This window comes from Streptomyces sp. NPDC048424, from assembly GCF_040651555.1.
In the GTDB taxonomy this organism is placed as follows: domain Bacteria; phylum Actinomycetota; class Actinomycetes; order Streptomycetales; family Streptomycetaceae; genus Streptomyces.
Genome location: NZ_JBEZKE010000016.1, coordinates 158298 through 176002 on the forward strand (window position 1 = coordinate 158298; position 17705 = coordinate 176002).

The 17705-nt window shown below is 73.9% G+C and carries 16 protein-coding genes and 1 tRNA gene; 11 read left to right on the forward strand and 6 right to left on the reverse strand.

What is annotated here, in order from left to right; genetic code table 11:
• Window positions 1-211 precede the first annotated feature (211 nt).
• The 5 genes from AB0D29_RS23355 (at window position 212) to AB0D29_RS23375 (ending at window position 6160) form a co-directional block, all read left to right on the forward strand.
• On the forward strand, window positions 212-2533 hold the full coding sequence (locus AB0D29_RS23355; protein WP_362856749.1) for a nitrate- and nitrite sensing domain-containing protein: 2322 nt from the start codon (window positions 212-214) through the stop codon (window positions 2531-2533).
• Window positions 2530-2949: a roadblock/LC7 domain-containing protein gene (locus AB0D29_RS23360; protein ID WP_362856751.1), complete on the forward strand. Its 420-nt coding sequence runs from the start codon at window positions 2530-2532 to the stop codon at window positions 2947-2949. Before AB0D29_RS23355 ends, AB0D29_RS23360 begins: the two co-directional genes overlap by 4 nt.
• On the forward strand, window positions 2949-3317 hold the full coding sequence (locus AB0D29_RS23365; protein ID WP_362856753.1) for a DUF742 domain-containing protein: 369 nt from the start codon (window positions 2949-2951) through the stop codon (window positions 3315-3317). The genes AB0D29_RS23360 and AB0D29_RS23365 overlap by 1 nt, the downstream gene beginning before the upstream one ends.
• Window position 3318: 1 nt before the next feature.
• On the forward strand, window positions 3319-3903 hold the full coding sequence (locus AB0D29_RS23370; protein ID WP_362856755.1) for an ATP/GTP-binding protein: 585 nt from the start codon (window positions 3319-3321) through the stop codon (window positions 3901-3903).
• 196 nt (window positions 3904-4099) lie between these two features.
• Window positions 4100-6160: a phosphocholine-specific phospholipase C gene (locus AB0D29_RS23375; protein ID WP_362856756.1), complete on the forward strand. Its 2061-nt coding sequence runs from the start codon at window positions 4100-4102 to the stop codon at window positions 6158-6160.
• On the opposite strand, the gene AB0D29_RS23380 is transcribed toward AB0D29_RS23375, so the two are convergent.
• Entirely contained in the window at window positions 6147-6887 is a 741-nt protein-coding gene (locus AB0D29_RS23380) for a hypothetical protein (RefSeq protein ID WP_362856758.1), read from the reverse strand. The two genes, AB0D29_RS23375 and AB0D29_RS23380, sit on opposite strands and share 14 nt — an antisense overlap.
• A 72-nt stretch (window positions 6888-6959) precedes the next feature.
• Between AB0D29_RS23380 and AB0D29_RS23385 the strand changes: the two genes are divergently transcribed.
• A complete protein-coding gene (locus AB0D29_RS23385; RefSeq protein WP_362856759.1) occupies window positions 6960-7715 on the forward strand; it encodes an alpha/beta hydrolase in 756 nt (251 codons plus the stop codon).
• Between the two features lie 73 nt (window positions 7716-7788).
• On the opposite strand, the gene AB0D29_RS23390 is transcribed toward AB0D29_RS23385, so the two are convergent.
• Both AB0D29_RS23390 and AB0D29_RS23395 read right to left on the reverse strand, forming a co-directional pair.
• Window positions 7789-7861 (reverse strand) — tRNA-His (locus tag AB0D29_RS23390).
• A gap of 73 nt (window positions 7862-7934) precedes the next feature.
• Window positions 7935-8735: a hypothetical protein gene (locus AB0D29_RS23395; RefSeq protein ID WP_362856760.1), complete on the reverse strand. Its 801-nt coding sequence runs from the start codon at window positions 8733-8735 to the stop codon at window positions 7935-7937.
• Window positions 8736-8812: 77 nt separating this feature from the next.
• Between AB0D29_RS23395 and AB0D29_RS23400 the strand changes: the two genes are divergently transcribed.
• Both AB0D29_RS23400 and AB0D29_RS23405 read left to right on the forward strand, forming a co-directional pair.
• On the forward strand, window positions 8813-9658 hold the full coding sequence (locus tag AB0D29_RS23400) for a LysR family transcriptional regulator (protein ID WP_362799805.1): 846 nt from the start codon (window positions 8813-8815) through the stop codon (window positions 9656-9658).
• Window positions 9655-10794 (forward strand): aminopeptidase P family protein, encoded by a 1140-nt coding sequence (locus AB0D29_RS23405; RefSeq protein WP_362856762.1) that lies wholly within the window; start codon window positions 9655-9657, stop codon window positions 10792-10794. The genes AB0D29_RS23400 and AB0D29_RS23405 overlap by 4 nt, the downstream gene beginning before the upstream one ends.
• Before the next feature lie 30 nt (window positions 10795-10824).
• On the opposite strand, the gene treZ is transcribed toward AB0D29_RS23405, so the two are convergent.
• Window positions 10825-12540, reverse strand: a complete 1716-nt coding sequence (treZ, locus tag AB0D29_RS23410; protein WP_362856764.1) for a malto-oligosyltrehalose trehalohydrolase — start codon at window positions 12538-12540, stop codon at window positions 10825-10827.
• Between the two features lie 153 nt (window positions 12541-12693).
• Between treZ and AB0D29_RS23415 the strand changes: the two genes are divergently transcribed.
• Together AB0D29_RS23415 and AB0D29_RS23420 are read left to right on the forward strand one after the other, a co-directional pair.
• On the forward strand, window positions 12694-13257 hold the full coding sequence (locus tag AB0D29_RS23415; RefSeq protein WP_351593222.1) for a DUF1707 and FHA domain-containing protein: 564 nt from the start codon (window positions 12694-12696) through the stop codon (window positions 13255-13257).
• Between the two features lie 87 nt (window positions 13258-13344).
• On the forward strand, window positions 13345-13839 hold the full coding sequence (locus AB0D29_RS23420; RefSeq protein ID WP_362856766.1) for a GNAT family N-acetyltransferase: 495 nt from the start codon (window positions 13345-13347) through the stop codon (window positions 13837-13839).
• On the opposite strand, the gene AB0D29_RS23425 is transcribed toward AB0D29_RS23420, so the two are convergent.
• Window positions 13836-15122: a M14 family zinc carboxypeptidase gene (locus AB0D29_RS23425; protein WP_362856768.1), complete on the reverse strand. Its 1287-nt coding sequence runs from the start codon at window positions 15120-15122 to the stop codon at window positions 13836-13838. The two genes, AB0D29_RS23420 and AB0D29_RS23425, sit on opposite strands and share 4 nt — an antisense overlap.
• A gap of 137 nt (window positions 15123-15259) precedes the next feature.
• The gene (gene lpdA, locus AB0D29_RS23430; RefSeq protein ID WP_362856769.1) at window positions 15260-16669 is read right to left on the reverse strand and encodes a dihydrolipoyl dehydrogenase; all 1410 of its coding nucleotides are present in this window, start codon (window positions 16667-16669) and stop codon (window positions 15260-15262) included.
• 83 nt (window positions 16670-16752) lie between these two features.
• On the opposite strand from lpdA, the gene AB0D29_RS23435 reads away from it, so the two are divergent.
• Entirely contained in the window at window positions 16753-17661 is a 909-nt protein-coding gene (locus tag AB0D29_RS23435) for a LysR family transcriptional regulator (RefSeq protein ID WP_362856770.1), read from the forward strand.
• Window positions 17662-17705 lie beyond the last annotated feature (44 nt).

Below are 17705 nucleotides of genomic sequence, written 5' to 3' on the forward strand. Positions count from 1 at the left end.
GATCCGGTCTCTGGCCTGCGGTGATCCAACGGCGATAGCACGGTTGGCCAGTGAAGACACCTATCCGTTTTCTCCATGTGTCTGGTTATGATCGGCACCCTCACATCCCGCCGCGGCCGGACCGGTTGTGGCCGTCCCCTCCCCAGGACCGTGCCGTCCGGCTGCTCGGCAACCCCCGACATCCCCCTGCCGCCCCCGCTCCCGAGGACCGATGTCTCCCATAGAACCCGAAGGCGTACGAGGGCAGTCGACGACGCGTCGGTGGCGCAACGTGCGCCTGCGCACCCTGCTCATCTGGCTGGCGGTCGTCCCCACCCTGGCGATGGGCACTCAGGTCACCGTGACCGCACAGCGGTTGCTGGCCCAGTCGGAACAGCTGCGGGCCGACGTGGAGGCCGCCGAGCGGATCGGCGCCCCGCTCTACACGCTCATGGTCGACATGCAGGCGGAGCGGACGGCGACCGCCGCCCAGTGGGCGGGCAACGACGGGGCCGAGGGCGAACTGCGCGCCCGGCGCGCGGCAACGGACCTGGCCGCCGCCGAGTTCCGCCGACTGGCCGACGATCCGTCGAGGTCCTTCGCGGAAGTGACCCGGCAGCTCGACAAACTGCCCGCGTACCGCCAGCGCGCGGACACCCGCAGCGGCGCCGCCGACAGCACGCTCGCCTACTACTCCGAGGTGATCGGCAAGGTCATCCAGGTGTACCAGCAGGAGTTCAGCCACGCGGAGGACGCCGAACTCGCGCAGGCGAGCCGGCCCGTGGTGGCGATGCTCCAGGCCACCGAGATGGTGGCGCGCGAGGACACCGTCCTGGCCCTGGCCGGGCCCTCCGGGGAGCTGACCTTCGTCGGCTACGACCAGTTCGTCAGTTCCCTGGGCGCCCAGCGGTACCTGCACGAGGCGTTGATCGTGCCGCACCTCGCGGAGGGGGACGAGCGGTTCTACGAGCGGGTCATCGGCTCCGCGGACTGGCAGACGAAGACGCGCATCGAGAACGCGGTCCTCTCCGGGCACAAGGACACCGTCTCGGGCATCAGGGTGCCCGCCGAGGTCGCCGGCTGGTCCTCCGCGCACGCCAACTTCTCCGTGCAGATGACCACGCTCAACATCGACCTGGCGCGCTCGGTGCTCGCCCGCGGCGAGGCCAAGGCCGCGGAGCTGCAGACCGAGGTCGCCTGGCTGATCGGGGGAAGCGGCGGCGGACTGCTGGCCGTTGTGATCGTCGTCGTGTTCACCACCCGGTCGGTGCTCCGCCGGCTGCACGAGCTGCACGTGCGCACGGTGACCGTGGCCGAGGAGACCCTTCCCGACGTCGTCGCCCGCCTCCAGCGCGGACAGAGCGTGGACCCGGCGGCCCTGCCGGCCGTGAGCGGGGACCGGGACGAGGTCGGACGCATCAGCGACGCGTTCGCCCGGGCCGTCGCCGTGTCGGTCGACGGGCACCGGCAGCTCGCCGCCGAACGCCACGGGTTCGGCCTGTTCGCCTCGGGCATCGCCTCGCGCACCGGAAACCTGGTCAGCCGTCAGCTGAGCCTCACCGAGGACCTCCAGGACACCTTCGGCCACGACGAGGCGCTGCTCGCCCAGTTGATGCGGTCCGACCAGCTGACGGTCGGCATGCGGCGGCAGATCGAGAACCTGCTCATCCTGGCGGGCGGCGAGGTCCCCGACCCGCACACCGAGCCCATGCGCGTCGCCGACCTGCTGCGCGAAGCCGCCGCGGAGGTCGAGGACTTCCGGCGCATCGAGCGGCAGGCCCTGGACGAGACCAGCGTGGAACCGAGCGCGATCAGCCAGATCAGCCACCTGCTGGCCGAGCTGCTGGACAACGCCACCCGCTTCTCCCCGCCGAAGGCCAAGGTGGTCATCCGCGCCGAACTGGTCGCGGACGGACTGTCGGTCGAGATCGAGGACCGCGGACCGCGGGTGAGCCCCGAGCGCTACGAGGAGATGAACGGGCGCCTGCACCAGGCCCCGCCGTACTCCGTCCTGGCACAGAACGCGCACCGGCTCGGCCTCTTCGTCGTAGGCCACCTCGCCGACCAGCTCGGGGCGACCGTGACCCTGCGCCGCTCGGTGTACGGGGGGACCTGCGCCGTGGTGGTCCTCCCCGGGGAACTCCTGCTGGCGACCGAGGCGGAGACCCCGCGCGAGCCCGCCCGGCGCGAACCCGCACCCCGGGCCCTGGCCGCGCCCGAGCCCGCGGTCGAGCCCGAGCCCGATCCGGTGGCCGAGCCCGAGCCCGAGCCGCTCCTGCTCACGGGCGCCGGCCTGCCCAGCCGCCGTGCGAAGGCGCCCGCTCCCGCGCCCGCCCTCGCGGTCCGGCCGGCTCCGGCGGACGCCCCCGCGCGGCCGGCCCTCCCCGAGCGCGTCCCGCAGACCCACATCGCAGACCAGCTGCGCGCGCCCCGCGCGCCGGAAACACCCGTGCGGCCGGACACCGAGACACCCGAAGAGGTGGCCGACGCCTGGGCGGACTACGAACAGGGGACCCAGACAGTGGAAGAAGAGCTCCGACGGGATCAGCCATGACCACCTCATCGAACACCACCGCATCCAACGACGCCATATACAGCGTCCTGGACAACAACCTGAGCAGGATCGCGGGCATCCAGGGCGCCGTGCTCCTGTCCAACGACGGCATCCGGCTCAGCGCCTACCTGCTGGACCAGCCCCAGGCCGAGCGCATGGCGGCCGCGGCCTCCGGCATCGCCTCCACGATGAAGGCGATATCGCGGGAGATCGACGGCGGCGGCGTCATCCGCCAGCTCGTCGAGATGGACGACCGGTACCTCTGCATCGTCGGGTGCGGGGAGGGCAGCACGCTCATCGTGGTGACCTCCCGCAAGGCCCGCCTCGGCGAGCTGGGCGGCGAGGCCGTACGCACGGCCCAGGCGCTCGGCGAGTGGCTGGGCACCCCCGACCGCGGTCAGGTGCCGTCCTCGTAATGCCGCAGGACGAGTCGCAGCCCGCGAGCCGCCGCCGTACGCGGCTGTACGCCCTGACCGACGGACGTACGGCCGCTTCGCAGACCGTCCTCACCATGGACACCACCATCACGGCGGCGGTCGCCGACGAGGCGCTCGGCGGGCTGCCCACCGAGTGGCAGGAGATCCTCGCCATGTGCGCGCCGCCGGGCGGCCGGGCGGTCGCCGAGATAGCGGCGCGGATGCACATCCGTCTCACCCCGATGACGGTGCTCCTCGGGGAACTCGCCGACCGCGGGCTGATCGACCACCGGCCGCCCCTGGCGGCCACCGACACCACCGACGTCAACCTGCTCATGAGAATCAGGGACAACCTTGCCCGGATATGACATGCCCGCCTCCGGGGAACCCGACCCGGTCAAGATCCTCATCGCCGGCGGGTTCGGGGTCGGCAAAACGACCCTGGTGGAGACGGCCTCCGAGATCGAGCCGTTGCGGACGGAGGAGCGGCTGACGGCCGCGGGGGTCGGGGTCGACGACCTCGACGGCATCGAGTCCAAGACGGTCACCACGGTGGCGATGGACTTCGGCCGGATCACCCTCACCGATGCCGGGGTCGTCCTGTACCTCTTCGGCACGCCCGGCCAGGAACGCTTCTGGTTCATGTGGGACGACCTGCTGAACGGGGCCCTCGGGGCGATCGTGCTGGTCGACACGCGGCGCCTCGACCGCAGCTTCCCTGCCGTCGACTTCTTCGAGAGCCGCGGACTGCCGTTCGTGGTCGGCGCGAACTGCTTCCACGGCGAACAGCCCTACACCGCGCAGGAGATCGCGGCGGCCCTGCACCTGCGCGATCCGCTGACGCCCGTCCTCATGCTCGACGCCCGCTCCCGCGACGACGTCCGCGCCTCCCTGCTCGCGCTGCTCGACCGGCTCATCGTCAAGGCCCAGGCACCGGCGGCCGTCAGCGGCTGAGGGGCGGGCGAGGGGCTGTTGTTTCGGGGGGAGTTCCCCTACCCTCCCACCAGCGCGGCCGCGGCGGGCGGAGGAACGCCGTCCGTTCTCCAGGTGTACGGCACCGCGTCACGAGGGGATCCCCGGCCGGTACCCCGGGGCCGCTGTCCTTGGGGCGCCCCTCGACTCCCCCCTCACCCGCAGAGGTCGTCACGCCATGGCAGAACTCAACCGTCGCAGGTTCCTGCAGATCGCCGGCGGCACCGCTGCCCTCACGATGCTGAACGACAGCATCGCGCGGGCCGCCGCCATCCCGGCGCAGGGCACCACCGGCACGATCCAGGACATCGAGCACGTCGTCGTCCTGATGCAGGAGAACCGGTCCTTCGACCACTACTTCGGCGCGATGAAGGGCGTCCGGGGCTTCGGCGACCCGCGCCCCGTCCTCCAGGACAACGGCAAGTCCGTCTTCTTCCAGTCCAACGGGACCAAGGACGTCCTGCCCTTCAACCCGCAGGTCGCGGACCTCGGGATGCAGTTCCTGGAGGGGCTGAACCACGACTGGGCCGGCGGCCACCAGGCGTACAACAACGGCAAGTACGACAAGTGGATCCCGGCGAAGACGGCCACCACCATGTCGTACATGACCCGGAACGACATCCCGTTCCACTACGCCCTCGCCGACGCCTTCACCGTGTGCGACGCCTACCACTGCTCCTTCATCGGCGCCACGGACCCGAACCGCTACTACATGTGGACGGGTCACACGGGCAACGACGGAGTGGGCGGCGGCCCGGTCCTCGGCAACCAGGAGGCCGGGTACGGCTGGAAGACGTACCCCGAGCGCCTGGAGTCCGCCGGGGTCTCCTGGAAGGTCTACCAGGACATCGGCGACGGCCTGAACGCCGCCGGCTCCTGGGGCTGGATCAACGACGCCTTCCGCGGCAACTACGGCGACAACTCGCTGCTGTACTTCAACACCTACCGCAATGCCCAGCCCGGCAGCGCCCTGTACGAGAAGGCGCGCACCGGCACGAACGTCAAGGCGGGCGAGGGCTACTTCGACCGGCTGCGCGCGGACGTCGTGAACGGCACGCTGCCCTCCGTCTCCTGGATCGCCGCCCCCGAGGCCTTCAGCGAGCACGCCAACTGGCCGACGAACTTCGGCGCCTGGTACATCTCGCAGGTCCTGGACGCGCTGACGGCGAACCCCGCGGTGTGGGCGAAGACCGCCCTCTTCATCACCTACGACGAGAACGACGGCTTCTTCGACCACGTGGTCCCGCCGTACCCGCCCACCTCCTCGGCCTGGGGCCTGTCCACGGCCGATGTGTCCAAGGACCTGTACGCCGGTGGCGGCGGCTACGCGGCCGGACCGTACGGCCTCGGCCCGCGCGTACCGATGATCGTGGTCTCCCCGTGGAGCAAGGGCGGCTACGTCTGCTCCGAGACCTTCGACCACACCTCGGTGATCCGCTTCATGGAGAAGCGGTTCGGCGTGCAGGAGCCCAACATCTCCCCGTGGCGCCGCGCCGTCTGCGGTGACCTCACCTCGGCCTTCGACTTCACCCGCGCCGACGCCGCGCCCGCCGCCCTGCCCTCCACGGCCGGGTACGTCCCGCCGGACAAGAACCGCCACCCGTCCTACCACCCGACCCCGCCGGCCACGGGCACCCTGCCCAAGCAGGAGGCCGGCTCCAAGCCCACCCGCGCCCTGGGCTACAGCCCGTACGTGGACGGCGCCCGCACCGCCTCCACGGGCCAGTTCACCCTCACCTTCTCCTCCGGCCCGACCCTGGGCGCCCACTTCCACAGCACCTCGGGCAACCGTACGGACGGCCCCTGGCCCTACACGGTCGAGGCGGGCAAGACCCTCTCGGACACCTGGTCCACCAGCAGCTCCACCGGCAACCAGATCAACCTGACGGTGTGGGGCCCGAACGGCTTCCTGCGCACCTGGAAGGGCCCGGCGAAGAAGACCGGCCCCGAGGTCACGGCCCGCCACGTCGCCGGCACCGGCAACCTGGCCCTGACCCTCACCAACTCCGGTACGGCGGCCGTCAACCTCACGGTGACCAACGCCTACGGCGGCGCCGCGCAGGTCATCAGGGTCCCGGCCGGCGGCACCGCCGCGCACACGGTGGCCCTCGGGACCACGGGCCGCTGGTACGACGTGAACGTCGTCTCCGACGCCGACGCCACCTTCCTCCGCCGCTTCGCGGGCCACGTGGAGACGGGCGCCCCGGGCGTCTCCGACCCGGCGATCAAGACCGTCTGACGCGGTCGTCGGGCGTGCGCAGCAGCCGCCGTTCCAGGACCGGAAGGTCCCCGGGGCGGCGGCTGCGGGCGTACCGGAGCAGCAGATCGCGGGCAGTGTCCGGAACCCGCCGCCGCTTCGGGTGGCGGGTGGTGAACTCCTCGCCCGCGAAGAACCGCACGGCGCCCTCCAGCCCGGTGCGGTCCGTCTCCCGCACCGCCCAGGCGAGTTCCTCCGTGGACCTCCCGGCCAGCAGCAGCCGGGGAGCCCGTTCCGCGAGGAGCCGCGCCGCGTCGCGCGGTTCCTCCCGTACGGCGCCCAGCCAGCCGAACACCACGGCCGGCGGCACCCCGTGCGGCGGCCCGGGCGCGCCGCCGCGGGCCAAGTCGACGGCGTACTCCCGCAGTCCCTCCGGGGCGGCGGCCGCCCACCGGTCCCGGTGCCGGGCCGGGATCCCGTCGGGGTCCAGTGGATCGAACAGGGGCCGGAGCGGACCGGTCGGCGCCGCGGACCCGATGCGCTCACCGCCGGCCTCGTACAGCGAGAGCCCGCCGTCCCCGTGGCACATGCACTCGAAGCCGTCGTGCGCTTCGCCGCGCGGCCACAGGGCGAGCACCTCGGCGATCTCGGCCCGGTCCAGGACCTCGTACTCATTCGGGTGGTGAGGGTGGTGAGGGTGGTGCGGCTGGTCGGCGCCGGTACGGGAGGCCGTGACGGCGATGCGCACCGTGCGCGATGTCGGCTTCACGGTGTGATCGTAGACCCGGTGGGCAGAACGTACGGGTCCGTTTTCGTCGTACCCGTCACCGAGGGAGAACGCATGGCCATCGCCCACCGCAGGATCGGTACCGGACCCGTTCGCGTCATCGTGCTGCACGACTGGTTCGGCACCTCCGCCAACTGGGGCTCCGTGCTGGACCACCTGGACCCCCAGGGGTTCTCGTACGCCTTCCTCGACTACCGCGGCTACGGCGACAGGCGGGACGTGACGGGGCGCCACACCCTCGACGAGATCGCCGACGACGTCCTCGAACTCGCCGACCAGCTCGGCTGGGCCACCTTCTCCCTGCTCGGCCACTCCATGGGCGGCAAGGCGGCCCAGCAGGTCCTCGTGCGCGCCCCCGAGCGGATCGAGAAGCTCGTCGGGATCAATCCGGTCCCGGCCGCGCCGTACGAGATGGACGACGCCACCCGCACCCTCTTCTTCGGCGCCGCGGAGAGCCCCGAGAACCGGCGCGCCATCCTCGACCTCGTCACCGGCAACCGGGCGAGCCGGCGCTGGATCGAGCGGATGGTCGCCCACTCCCTGGAGATCTCCCGCCCGGAGGCCTTCGCCGACTACCTCGCGAGCTGGCAGTCCCTGGACCTGTCCGACGCCGTCAAGGGCAACACGGTGCCGGTGCTCGTCCTGGTCGGCGAGTACGACCTCGCGCTCACCGCCGACGTGATGCGCGCCACCTGGCAGGTCTGGTACCCGAACTGCCGCATCCGCACCCTCCCCGGCGCCGGGCACTACCCGCCGCACGAGACCCCCGTGGCCTTCGTCACCGAGGTCGAGGCCTACCTGCGCGACTAGCCGCGGCCGCACGCCGGGCCCGAACGCAAAAAATCCCCGGGGTACGAGGAGACCTCGTACCCCGGGGGATCAGGGTGAGTGACGGGACTTGAACCCGCGGCCACCTGGACCACAACCAGGTGCTCTACCAACTGAGCTACACCCACCACGAAGGGCGGCGGACCACCCGTCGACGTGCATGCACAGCATAGCCGATCTGCGGGGTGGTCCCGCGACGGGTTATCCGGCCGAGCGGCTGGTGGCCAGCGTCGCGGCGAGCCGGGCCGCGACCCCGTCCCGGCGGCCGGCCGCGTGCGCGACGGCCGCCGCGGCGAGGGCCGAGACGATCGGGTGCGGCCGCGAGCCGTCCCCGTGCAGCTCCGGCTGGAACAGCGTGGCCAGGAAGAACGGGTGCCCGGGCAGCTCGGCGATGCGGGCCTGGCCCTCCTCGTCGTACCCCGACAGCCGCAGCCCGTGGGCGATGAGCGTCGGCAGGTGCCGGGGCGCGGGTCCGTAGTTGCAGTGGTAGCGCTCCATCGACCGCTCCGCGCCGAGCGCGGCCTCGGCGAGCGAGCCGGGCTCGGCCCGTACGAGGCCCTCGTGCCCGACGAGCGAACAGGCGAGCGGCGCGATCAGCTGGTCCGCCGCCCCCGGGTCGTTCTCGGCGTGCGCCACGGAGGTCAGCCCGCAGACCGTCCGGGCGTACTCCAGCAGGGTGTGCTGGAAGCCGCCGCAGGTCCCGAGGAAGGGGATGCCCTCCTCGCGGGCCACCCGGATCGCGGCCAGCGCCCCGGCCTCGCTCGCGTACGGGCTCCCGGGCAGCACCCACACGGCGTCGAAGCGGGCCAACGTCCCGGCGGCCGCCTCGGCCTCCGCGTCGCCGGTGGGGATCCAGTAGGCGTCGAGGACGAGCCCGTCGCGGGAGGCCAGGGCGTCGAGGAGGAGGGGGACGCGGGTGTGGGACTTCACGTGCGGGGAGCGGTCGCCGACGAGTGCGATCCGCGCCGCCGGTGTGGTCTGCGGGGTCTGTGCGGTGGTCATGTGGATCATCCTGCGGCCGGCTCCCCGTTCAGCGCCAACGATTGTTCCTGCACCCTCCATCAGTGATCCTGATGACCATGGACCCGCACCTGCTCCGCACCTTCGTCGCCGTGGCCCGCCTCGCCTCCTTCTCCGCCGCCGCCCGCGAGCTCGGCTACACCCAGTCCGCCGTCTCCCAGCACATCGCCGCCCTCGAAGGGGACCTCCGGGCCGAACTGCTCACCCGCCGGCCGGTCGCGCCGACCGCGGCCGGGACGCGGCTGCTGGAACACGCCGGGCCGCTGCTCCTGCGGCTCGACGCCGCCCGCGCCGACGTGCTCCGGCTGACCGCCGCCCCGCCCGGCCGGGTCACCCTCGCCGCCTCCCCGCTCGCCGTCGGGCCCCGGCTGCTCGCCGCCCTGCCCGCCACCGGGGTCACCCTGCGGGTGCTGCCCCCGGCCGAGGTGCCCGCGGCCGTCGCCACCGGGGGCTGCGACCTCGGCCTCGTCGACGGCCCGGCCGCGCCCAGCGACCCGCTGCGGCTGCCCGACGTGGCCCCCCTCACCGTGACCGGCGTGGCCGAGGAGGAACTGGCCGTGCTGCTGCCCGCCGGGCACCCCTTCGCCGGGCGGGCCGCCGTCCGGCTGGACGACCTCGCCGACGCCCGCTGGCTCGACGCCCCCGGCGTGGGGCTGCCGCTCACCGCCGCCCGCGCCTCCGTCCGCTACGACGGCACCGACCTGCACGCCCTCTGCGCCCTCGCCGCGGCCGGGCACGGCCTCGCGCTGCTCCCGCGCCGGGTCGCCGAGGCCGCCGGCGCGGGGGTCGCCGTGCCGCTGTCCACCCCGCGCCTGGTGCACCGTACGGAACTCCTCACGCCCGGCACCCCGACCGGCGCGGCCGCTGCCCTCGCCGCCCGGCTCACGGCAGGATCACCCGTATGACACGTGACGCCGCATTCAAGGACCCGGCACCCTTCACGGCCGACGACTACGCCGCCCGGATGGCCGCCGCCGCCCGGACCGCCGCCGACGCCGGACTGGCCGGCCTGCTGATCGCCCCCGGGCCCGACCTCACGCACCTCACCGGATACCGGCCCACCGCCGAGACCGAGCGGCTGACCCTGCTCGTGCTGGCCGCCGGACAGGACCCGGTGCTCGTCGTCCCCGCACTGGAGGCCCCCGACGCGGCCAAGGCCGCGGGCGCCGCCGCGCTGACCCTGCGGGACTGGGCCGACGGGAAGAACCCGTACGCCGTGACCGCCCCGCTGCTGGATCCGGCCGGCCGGTTCGGGGTGAGCGACAACACCTGGGCGCTCCACCTCCTCGGCCTCCAGCGGGAGCTGCCGCGGACCTCGCACGCGCCGCTCACCGACTGCCTGCCCATGCTGCGCGCCGTGAAGGACGAACGGGAACTGGAGCGCCTCGCCGCGGCGGGGGCCGCCGCCGACGCCGCGTACGCGCAGGTCCTCCACCTGCCCTTCGCCGACCGCCGGGAGACGGACGTCGCCGCCGACCTGGCCGCCCTGCTGCGCGCCCACGGCCACTCCCAGGTCGACTTCACCGTCGTCGGCTCCGGCCCCAACGGGGCCAACCCGCACCACGAGGCCGGCGACCGGGTCATCCGCCGCGGCGACATGGTGGTCCTCGACTTCGGCGGCCTGCGGTTCGGCTACGGCTCCGACATCTCCCGCACCGTGCACGTGGGCGAGCCCGCCGCCGAGGAGCAGCGGGTCCACGACATCGTCCGCGAGGCCCAGCAGGCGGGCGTGGCGGCGGTCCGCCCCGGGGTCTCCTGCCAGGAGGTGGACCGGGCGGCCCGCGCGGTGATCACCGAGTTCGGGTACGGGGACCGCTTCATCCACCGCACCGGCCACGGCATCGGCGTCACCACCCACGAGCCCCCGTACATGGTCGAGGGCGAGGAGCAGCCCCTGGTCCCCGGCATGTGCTTCTCAGTGGAGCCGGGCGTCTACCTGCCCGGCCGGTTCGGCGTCCGCATCGAGGACATCGTGACCGTCACCGAGGAGGGCGGGCGCCGCCTCAACAACGCCCCGCGCGAGCTGGCGGTCGTCGAGTAGCCCGCACGGCGGGCCGCGGCGGCCGCGGCCTCACGGGCCCAGCACGACCGCCGATTCGCCGGGGACGTGGATCCGGCCGTCGGGGCCCGGGTGTTCGAGGGGCTCCCAGGCGGCCAGCACCCGCACCCCGTTGCGGCCCAGCGCGATCGTCACCGGCTCCGGGGAGAGGTTCACGGCCACCCGTACGTCGCCGCGCCGGAAGGTGATCCAGCGGCGCTCCTCGTCGTGGGCGACCCGGACCGACGCCAGGTCCGGGTCGCGCAGGTCCGGGTGGCCGCGGCGGAGCGCGACCAGGGTGCGGTACCAGTCCAGCAGGCGGGCGTGGGCGGCCTGTTCGGGCTCCGACCAGTCCAGGCAGGAGCGCTCGCGGGTCGCCGGGTCCTGGGGGTCGGGGATCTCTTCGGCCTTCCAGCCGTGCGCGGCGAACTCCCGGCGCCTGCCGGTCCGTACGGCCTCGGCCAGCTCCGGGTCGGGGTGGTCGGTGAAGTACTGCCAGGGGGTGCGCGCCCCCCACTCCTCGCCCATGAACAGCATCGGCACGAACGGGCCGGTCAGCGCCACCGTCGCGGCGCACGCCAGAAGCCCGGGGGAGAGGGAGGCGGCGAGCCGGTCGCCGAGTGCCCGGTTGCCGATCTGGTCGTGGGTCTGGGTGTAGCCGAGGAAGCGGTGCGCGGGGGTCCGGCGGCGGTCCACCGGGCGGCCGTGGGTGCGGCCGCGGAAGGAGGACCAGGTCCCGTCGTGGAAGAAGGCCCGGGTCAGGGTCTTGGCGAGGGCGGCGAGCGGGGCCTCGGCGAAGTCCCCGTAGTACGCCTGCGATTCACCGGTCAGCGCACAGTGCAGCGCGTGGTGGAAGTCGTCGTTCCACTGGGCGTGCAGGCCCAGCCCGCCGGCCGCGCGCGGGGTGGTGGTGCGCGGGTCGCACTGGTCGGACTCGGCGATCAGGAACAGCGGCCGGCCGGTCTCCGCGGCCAGAGCGTCGACGGCTCCGGACAGTTCCTCCAGGAAGGTCAGCGCCCGCCCGTCGGCCAGCGCGTGCACGGCGTCGAGCCGCAGTCCGTCGATCCCGTAGTCGCGCAGCCAGGCCAGCGCGCTGCCCACGAGGTACGCGCGCACCTCGTCGGAGCCCGGCATGTCCAGGTTCACCGCCGCACCCCACGGGGTGTGGTGGGCGTCGGTGAAGTACGGGCCGAAGGCGGGCAGGTGGTTGCCGGACGGGCCGAGGTGGTTGTGGACCACGTCCAGCACCACGCCCAGCCCCGCGGCATGGGCCGCCTCCACGAACCGGAGCAGCCCGGCCGGGCCGCCGTACGGCTCGTGCACCGACCACGGCGCGACCCCGTCGTAGCCCCAGCCGTGCCGGCCGGGGAAGGAGCAGACCGGCATCAGCTCCACGTGCGTGACGCCGAGGGCGGTGAGGTGCCCGAGGCGGGCGGCGGCCGCGTCGAAGGTGCCCTCGGGCGTGAAGGTGCCGATGTGCAGCTCGTACAGGACCGCGTCCTGGAGCCGGGTGTGCGGCGGCGGGACCGGCGGGGCCGCGGCCCGGACCAGCGCCTCGAAGTCGACCACGGCGGACAGGCCGTCGGGGCCGTCAGGCAGCCGCCGGCCGCGCGGATCGGGCCGCGGGACCGTGTCGCCGTCCAGCAGGAACCCGTAGCGGCTCCCCTCGCCGGCCGGGGCCTCCACGGTCCACCAGCCGGACCGTTGCGGATCGCGCTCCATCGCGTACGTCGCGTCGTCGAGTCGCATGGCGACATGACCTGTCAGCGGTGCCCACACCTCGAAGTGCAACGGACGGTCCCCTCGTCAGCGGCGGTGGCCGGCATGCGTATCCTGCCCATCATTCCGGGCGTGGCGGGGGAGTTCTGGACACTCCGGCCCCGACGGGCCGACAATCACCCTGTGACGTCGAGTTTCGAGATCCCCGCCTTCCCCGCGCCGCGGCTGTCCGACGCCGAGCGCGACCGGGCGCTGGGCCAGCTCAGAGAGGGCGCTGCCCTCGGCAAGCTGTCCCACGACACCTTCCTGCGCCGGATGGAACTCGCCCTGGTCGCCCGCCGTTCCGAGGACCTCGCCGTCCTCACGGCCGACCTCCAGGCAAGGGAAGCCGCCGAAGGCCCGTGGACACGTCGGCTGTTCGGCTGGGTCGGCCGGGTCTCGGCCGTGTCCGTCGGCATCCGGCACGCCTGGGCCGCCGAGAAACTGCCCAAGCTGCTGCTCCCGCATCCGAGCGCGGCCGTCCTGCGGATCGGCCGCGACCCCGGCAACGGACTGCGGCTCAGCCACGAGACCGTCTCCCGGGCGCACGCGGAACTGAGCCTGCGCGACGGGCTCTGGGTGCTCAAGGACCTCGGGTCCACCAACGGGACCTCGGTCAACGGACGCCGGGTGACCGGATCCGCGGTGGTCCGCGCCGGGGACCAGATCAGCTTCGGGAAGATGACCTTCCGGCTCTCGGCGAGCTGATGTCCCGAGGTGCTTCCGCACGCCGTCCCGTCCGTCCGCCGGGACCCGCGCGTCCGCCCGTGGGAGCCACCGCGCAGGATGACGGGCATGGAACACACGTCCGTCATCCGCCGCGCACGCGTCGGGGACCTCCCCCGCCTGACCGAGCTCGTCCACGAGCACATCGCGTACGAGAAGTCGGCGCCGCGGCCGCCGGGCCTCGCCGAGCGGCTCGGCCCGCAGCTCTTCGCCGAGGACGCCCGGCTGTGGGTGCTGCTCGCCGAGACCCCGGACGGCGCGGTCGCCGGATACGCGGCCTGCGCCGCCGAGTTCGCCTTCTGGGACGCCCGGCACTACCTGCACATGGACTGCCTCTACCTCGCGCAGGAGGCCCGCGGCCACGGGCTCGGCGCCGCCCTGATGAACGGGGTGCGGGACCTGGCCCGGGAACTCGGCCTCGACCAGGTCCAGTGGCAGACCCCCGAATGGAACGAGGGCGCGATCCGCTTCTACGACCGGCTCGGTGCCACCGGCTTCCCGAAGCGCCGGTACGCCCTGTCCGTCGAGCCCGTGGAGCCCGTCGACCGGGTGGAGAAGGCCTAAGGGGAGCGGTCGGCCGCCAGGAGGCGCTCGTAGGTGGCCAGGACGGTCCGGGACTGGTGTTCCACCTGGGTGGCCACCGGGACCCAGCGGGCCCCGAACCGGGCCGCGAAGTCCTCGCACCACCCGGTGACCAGCCGGTCCAGCCCGGGCGCCGCCGGATGCCCCTGCGCGCGCAGCACCCGCAGCAGCATCGCGGCGGCGCGCAGCGACAGCCGGCGCCCGAAGGCGTCGATGCTGGCGATGTACGCCGCGGTGGCCTCCGAGGGGGCCCCGTCGCCCGTCCACTCGTCGTGGATCCGGGGGATCAGCGCGAGCGTCCAGTCCACGGCGCGCAGCAGCGGAGCCGTGGCCCGGTCCTCGTACGGAGGCGGGCCCGACCGGATCCGGTCCCGTACCCCGGCGACGAGCGCGGCGTCCGCCGTGAGCCGCCCCGCGAGCATCCGCAGGGCGCCGCGCGGGTCGGGGTGCGGGGCCGGATCGTCCACCAGGTCGGAGGCCCACATGGGGACTTCGACGATCGCGGTGGTGCCGGCGTACCGGTGGGCGTGGTACCAGGTGCTGAGCCGCGTGTCCTCCGGATGGAAGGCCCCTGCCGCCTCGCTCCCCGGCTGCGGGATCACGAAGATCCCGGGACCGGGGGAGGGCCAGCCGGCGGCGTCCGAGGCCCCGTTCTCCACCGGGATGTGCAGCTCGGCGGCCGATTTGGCGAACGGCTCGGCGAGGCCGGGTATGTCCCGGGTGAGCTGGACCCAGGAGCCGCCGAGATCGGTGGCGTGCAGCGAGACCTGGAGCACGGGCCGCAGCTCGTCGATGAGCGCGGTCAGGGCCAGGGTCTCGGGCGGCAGCCGGTCCGGGGGCAGTAAAGACGGCGCCCACTCGGGCTGTTCGGGGCCGGGCGGCCGGAAGAAGCTCCGGTGGTAGTCCAGGAGCGAGTACGGGCGGGGCGTGCGGTGCAGGTCCGCGCCGTCCGGGTCGGCGCAGAGCAGGAAGTGCCAGCCGCAGCCGGCCCGCGGCGCGGGCTCGTGCAGGACGCGCCGGGCGAGCGAGAGGGCGGTGGCGCCGCCGACGGGCTCGTTGGCGTGCGCCCCGGCGACGACGAGGACGTTGCGGGTGCGGGTGTTCGGGCCGACGGCCGCCACGGACAGGACCCAGAGCGGCTGCCCGGCCCGGGAGGTGCCGGCCTGGCGGAGCCGGACCTCGCCGGGGTGTTCGTCCGCCAGTGCGCGGGCGGCCAGCCCGAGTTCGTGCGGAGTGGGGTAGCGCATGTCACGGAGGAGAGTCACAAGTGATGCCATGCCCGCCGGGCCCGCCGCCTACTGCTCCGCAGGCCACGCAGTTCCCGAGCCGCTCGGGTGCGCCACCGCTGCGGGGGCTCCGCCCCCGAACTCCCGTTCCTCGAACGCCGGAGGGGCTGAAATACCTACTGCTGGTGCAGGCCGCGGCCCGCCAGGGACAGGAAGGCCTCGCCGACGGCCTCCGAGAGCGTCGGGTGGGCGTGCACGTGGCGGGCCACGTCGGACGGCTCGGCGTCCCAGCCCACGATCAGCTGGCTCTCCGCGATCATCTCCGAGACGTGCGGTCCGACCAGGTGTACGCCGAGCACCCGCCCGTGCCGCTCCGCGACCACCTTCACCGTGCCGCCCTGCCCGTGCACCATGCCCTTCGCCACGGCGGTCAGCGGCATCGTGTTCACCACCACGTCGTACGCCGCCTCGCGCGCCTGCGCCTCCGTCAGCCCGACGGCGGCGGTCTGCGGCGCCGAGTACGTCACCCGCGGCACCGCCGCGTAGTCCACCGGTGCGCTCGCCACCCCGGCCAGCGTCTCGGCGACCAGCAGCCCCTCCGCGAAGGAGGCGTGCGCCAGCCCCAGGGAGGGCGGCGGCAGCAGGTCGCCCACCACGTGGATGCCCGGGACGGCGCTCTCCAGCCGGGACCAGTCGGCCGGCGCCACGAACCCCCGCTCGTCGGTGGCCAGCCCGGCCGCCGCGAGGTCCAGTCCGTCGGTGACCGGGACCCGCCCGACCGCCACCAGCAGCCGCTCCGCCGTCAGCTCGCGCAGCTCCCCGCGCGCGGTGCGCACCGTGGCCCTGACGGTCCCGTCCGCCACGGTGGCCCCCTCCAGCCGGGCCCCGGTCTGCACGTCGATGCCGCGCTTCTTCAGGCCCCGCGACAGGTGCCGGGACACGTCCGCGTCCTCCAGCGGAACCAGCCGGTCCGCCGCCTCGACCAGGGTCACCTCGGCGCCCATGGAACGGTGGAAGGACGCGTACTCCACGCCGATCGCCCCGCCGCCCAGCACCAGGACCGAAGCCGGCAGCCCGGGGGCGAACAGGGCGTCGTCACTGGTCACCACCGTGGTCCCGTCGGGCTCCAGCCCCGGCAGGACCCGCGGCCGGGACCCGGTGGCCAGGACGATCCCGCGGGTCGCGGCGAACTCCCGCCCGTCCTCGGTCCGGATGGAGCGCGGACCGGTCAACCGCGCGCCGCTGCGCACCACGCGCACCCCGGCGTGCTCCAAGTGCCCTTCCACGCCCTTGTGGTTGCGCGAGACGATGTCGTCCCGGGTGGCGGTCAGCGCCGTCCAGTCGACCGACTCCACGCTCGCCCGGACCCCCCAGCGCTCGCGCGCCTCGGCTATGCCGTCCACGAGTTCGGCGGCGTGCAGCATGGCCTTGCTGGGGATGCAGCCGCGGTGCAGGCAGGTCCCGCCGACCTTGTCGCGTTCCGCGAGCAGGACGGTCAGGCCGAGGGCCGAGGCGCGCAGGGCGGTGCTGTAGCCGCCGGTGCCGCCGCCGATCACGATCACGTCCACGATGCTGTCGTTGGTCATGTGCCCAGCCTGGACCGGCCGTTGCGCCACGTCCAAGGAAATGATCTTCTGGGTCCCATGCACGCTCTTTATGCTTCCTGCTCATGAGCCTGCGCCAGATGGAGTACTTCCTCGCCGTCGTGGAGGAGTCCTCCTTCACCCGCGCCGCGGACGCCCTGCACGTCACCCAGCCCGCCCTGTCCCATCAGGTCAAGGCCCTGGAGCGGTCCGTCGGCGGCCCCCTGCTGGAGCGCCTGTCGCGCGGGGTCCGGCTCACCCCCATGGGCCGCGCCTTCCTCCCGCACGCGCAGCTCGCCGTCCGCAGCGCCCGCCAGGCCGAGCGGGCGGCCCGCGCCGCCGCCGGCGTGGCGGGCGGCGAACTGCACATCGCCACCGTGCACGCCCTGGCCGTCGGCCTGCTCCCGGGCATCGCCGCCCGCTGGCGGGCGCTGCACCCGGGGGTGTCGCTGGTGCTGCGGGAGTACGGCTCCACCGATGCGCTGGAGGAGCAGCTGGAGCGGGGCGTCGCCGACCTCGCGGTGGGCCCGGAGCCCGCGCAGTGGTTGGGGCCGCTGCTGCGGATCGGGCGGGAGGAGCTGGTCATCGTCGTCCCCTTCGACGATCCGCTGGCCGGGCGGGGCGCCGTCCGCCTCGCCGAGCTCGCCGACCGCGACTGGATCCGCTGTGCGATGGAGCCGCTGTCCGACGGCGTCCTCGTACTGGACCGGGCGTGCGGCGCGGTCGGCTTCACCCCGCGCACGGTGCTGCGTACGGAGCACACCTCGACGGCCGTGCGGATGGCGGCCGCCGGGGTGGGCGTCGTCATGGCCCCGGCCCACATGGTCCGGGGCGCCGTCGGCGAGGACTGCGTACTGCTCTCCCTCGATCCATCGTGGCACCGGTCCCTGGCGGTCTTCTCCCGGGTCCCGCTGACCGGTGCGGCCGAGGCCTTCGCGGAGCTGTTCGGGGCCCGGGCCCCGGCGGTTCCGGCCGGGGGCGCACGGCCGGACTGAGCGGGGGACGCGCCGGCACCCGCGAGGTCCGGCCGGCATCCGCA

What these genes read in the sequence shown, in the direction of transcription:
- AB0D29_RS23355 (WP_362856749.1), top strand. Translation starts at nt 212, where the DNA reads ATGTCTCCCATAGAACCCGAAGGCGTACGAGGGCAGTCGACGACGCGT.
- AB0D29_RS23370 (WP_362856755.1), top strand. Translation starts at nt 3,319, where the DNA reads ATGCCCGCCTCCGGGGAACCCGACCCGGTCAAGATCCTCATCGCCGGC.
- AB0D29_RS23395 (WP_362856760.1), bottom strand. Translation starts at nt 8,735, where the DNA reads ATGACCACCGCACAGACCCCGCAGACCACACCGGCGGCGCGGATCGCA.
- AB0D29_RS23365 (WP_362856753.1), top strand. Translation starts at nt 2,949, where the DNA reads ATGCCGCAGGACGAGTCGCAGCCCGCGAGCCGCCGCCGTACGCGGCTG.
- treZ (WP_362856764.1), bottom strand. Translation starts at nt 12,540, where the DNA reads ATGCGACTCGACGACGCGACGTACGCGATGGAGCGCGATCCGCAACGG.
- AB0D29_RS23385 (WP_362856759.1), top strand. Translation starts at nt 6,960, where the DNA reads ATGGCCATCGCCCACCGCAGGATCGGTACCGGACCCGTTCGCGTCATC.
- AB0D29_RS23435 (WP_362856770.1), top strand. Translation starts at nt 16,753, where the DNA reads ATGAGCCTGCGCCAGATGGAGTACTTCCTCGCCGTCGTGGAGGAGTCC.
- lpdA (WP_362856769.1), bottom strand. Translation starts at nt 16,669, where the DNA reads ATGACCAACGACAGCATCGTGGACGTGATCGTGATCGGCGGCGGCACC.
- AB0D29_RS23405 (WP_362856762.1), top strand. Translation starts at nt 9,655, where the DNA reads ATGACACGTGACGCCGCATTCAAGGACCCGGCACCCTTCACGGCCGAC.
- AB0D29_RS23375 (WP_362856756.1), top strand. Translation starts at nt 4,100, where the DNA reads ATGGCAGAACTCAACCGTCGCAGGTTCCTGCAGATCGCCGGCGGCACC.
- AB0D29_RS23400 (WP_362799805.1), top strand. Translation starts at nt 8,813, where the DNA reads ATGGACCCGCACCTGCTCCGCACCTTCGTCGCCGTGGCCCGCCTCGCC.
- AB0D29_RS23420 (WP_362856766.1), top strand. Translation starts at nt 13,345, where the DNA reads ATGGAACACACGTCCGTCATCCGCCGCGCACGCGTCGGGGACCTCCCC.
- AB0D29_RS23360 (WP_362856751.1), top strand. Translation starts at nt 2,530, where the DNA reads ATGACCACCTCATCGAACACCACCGCATCCAACGACGCCATATACAGC.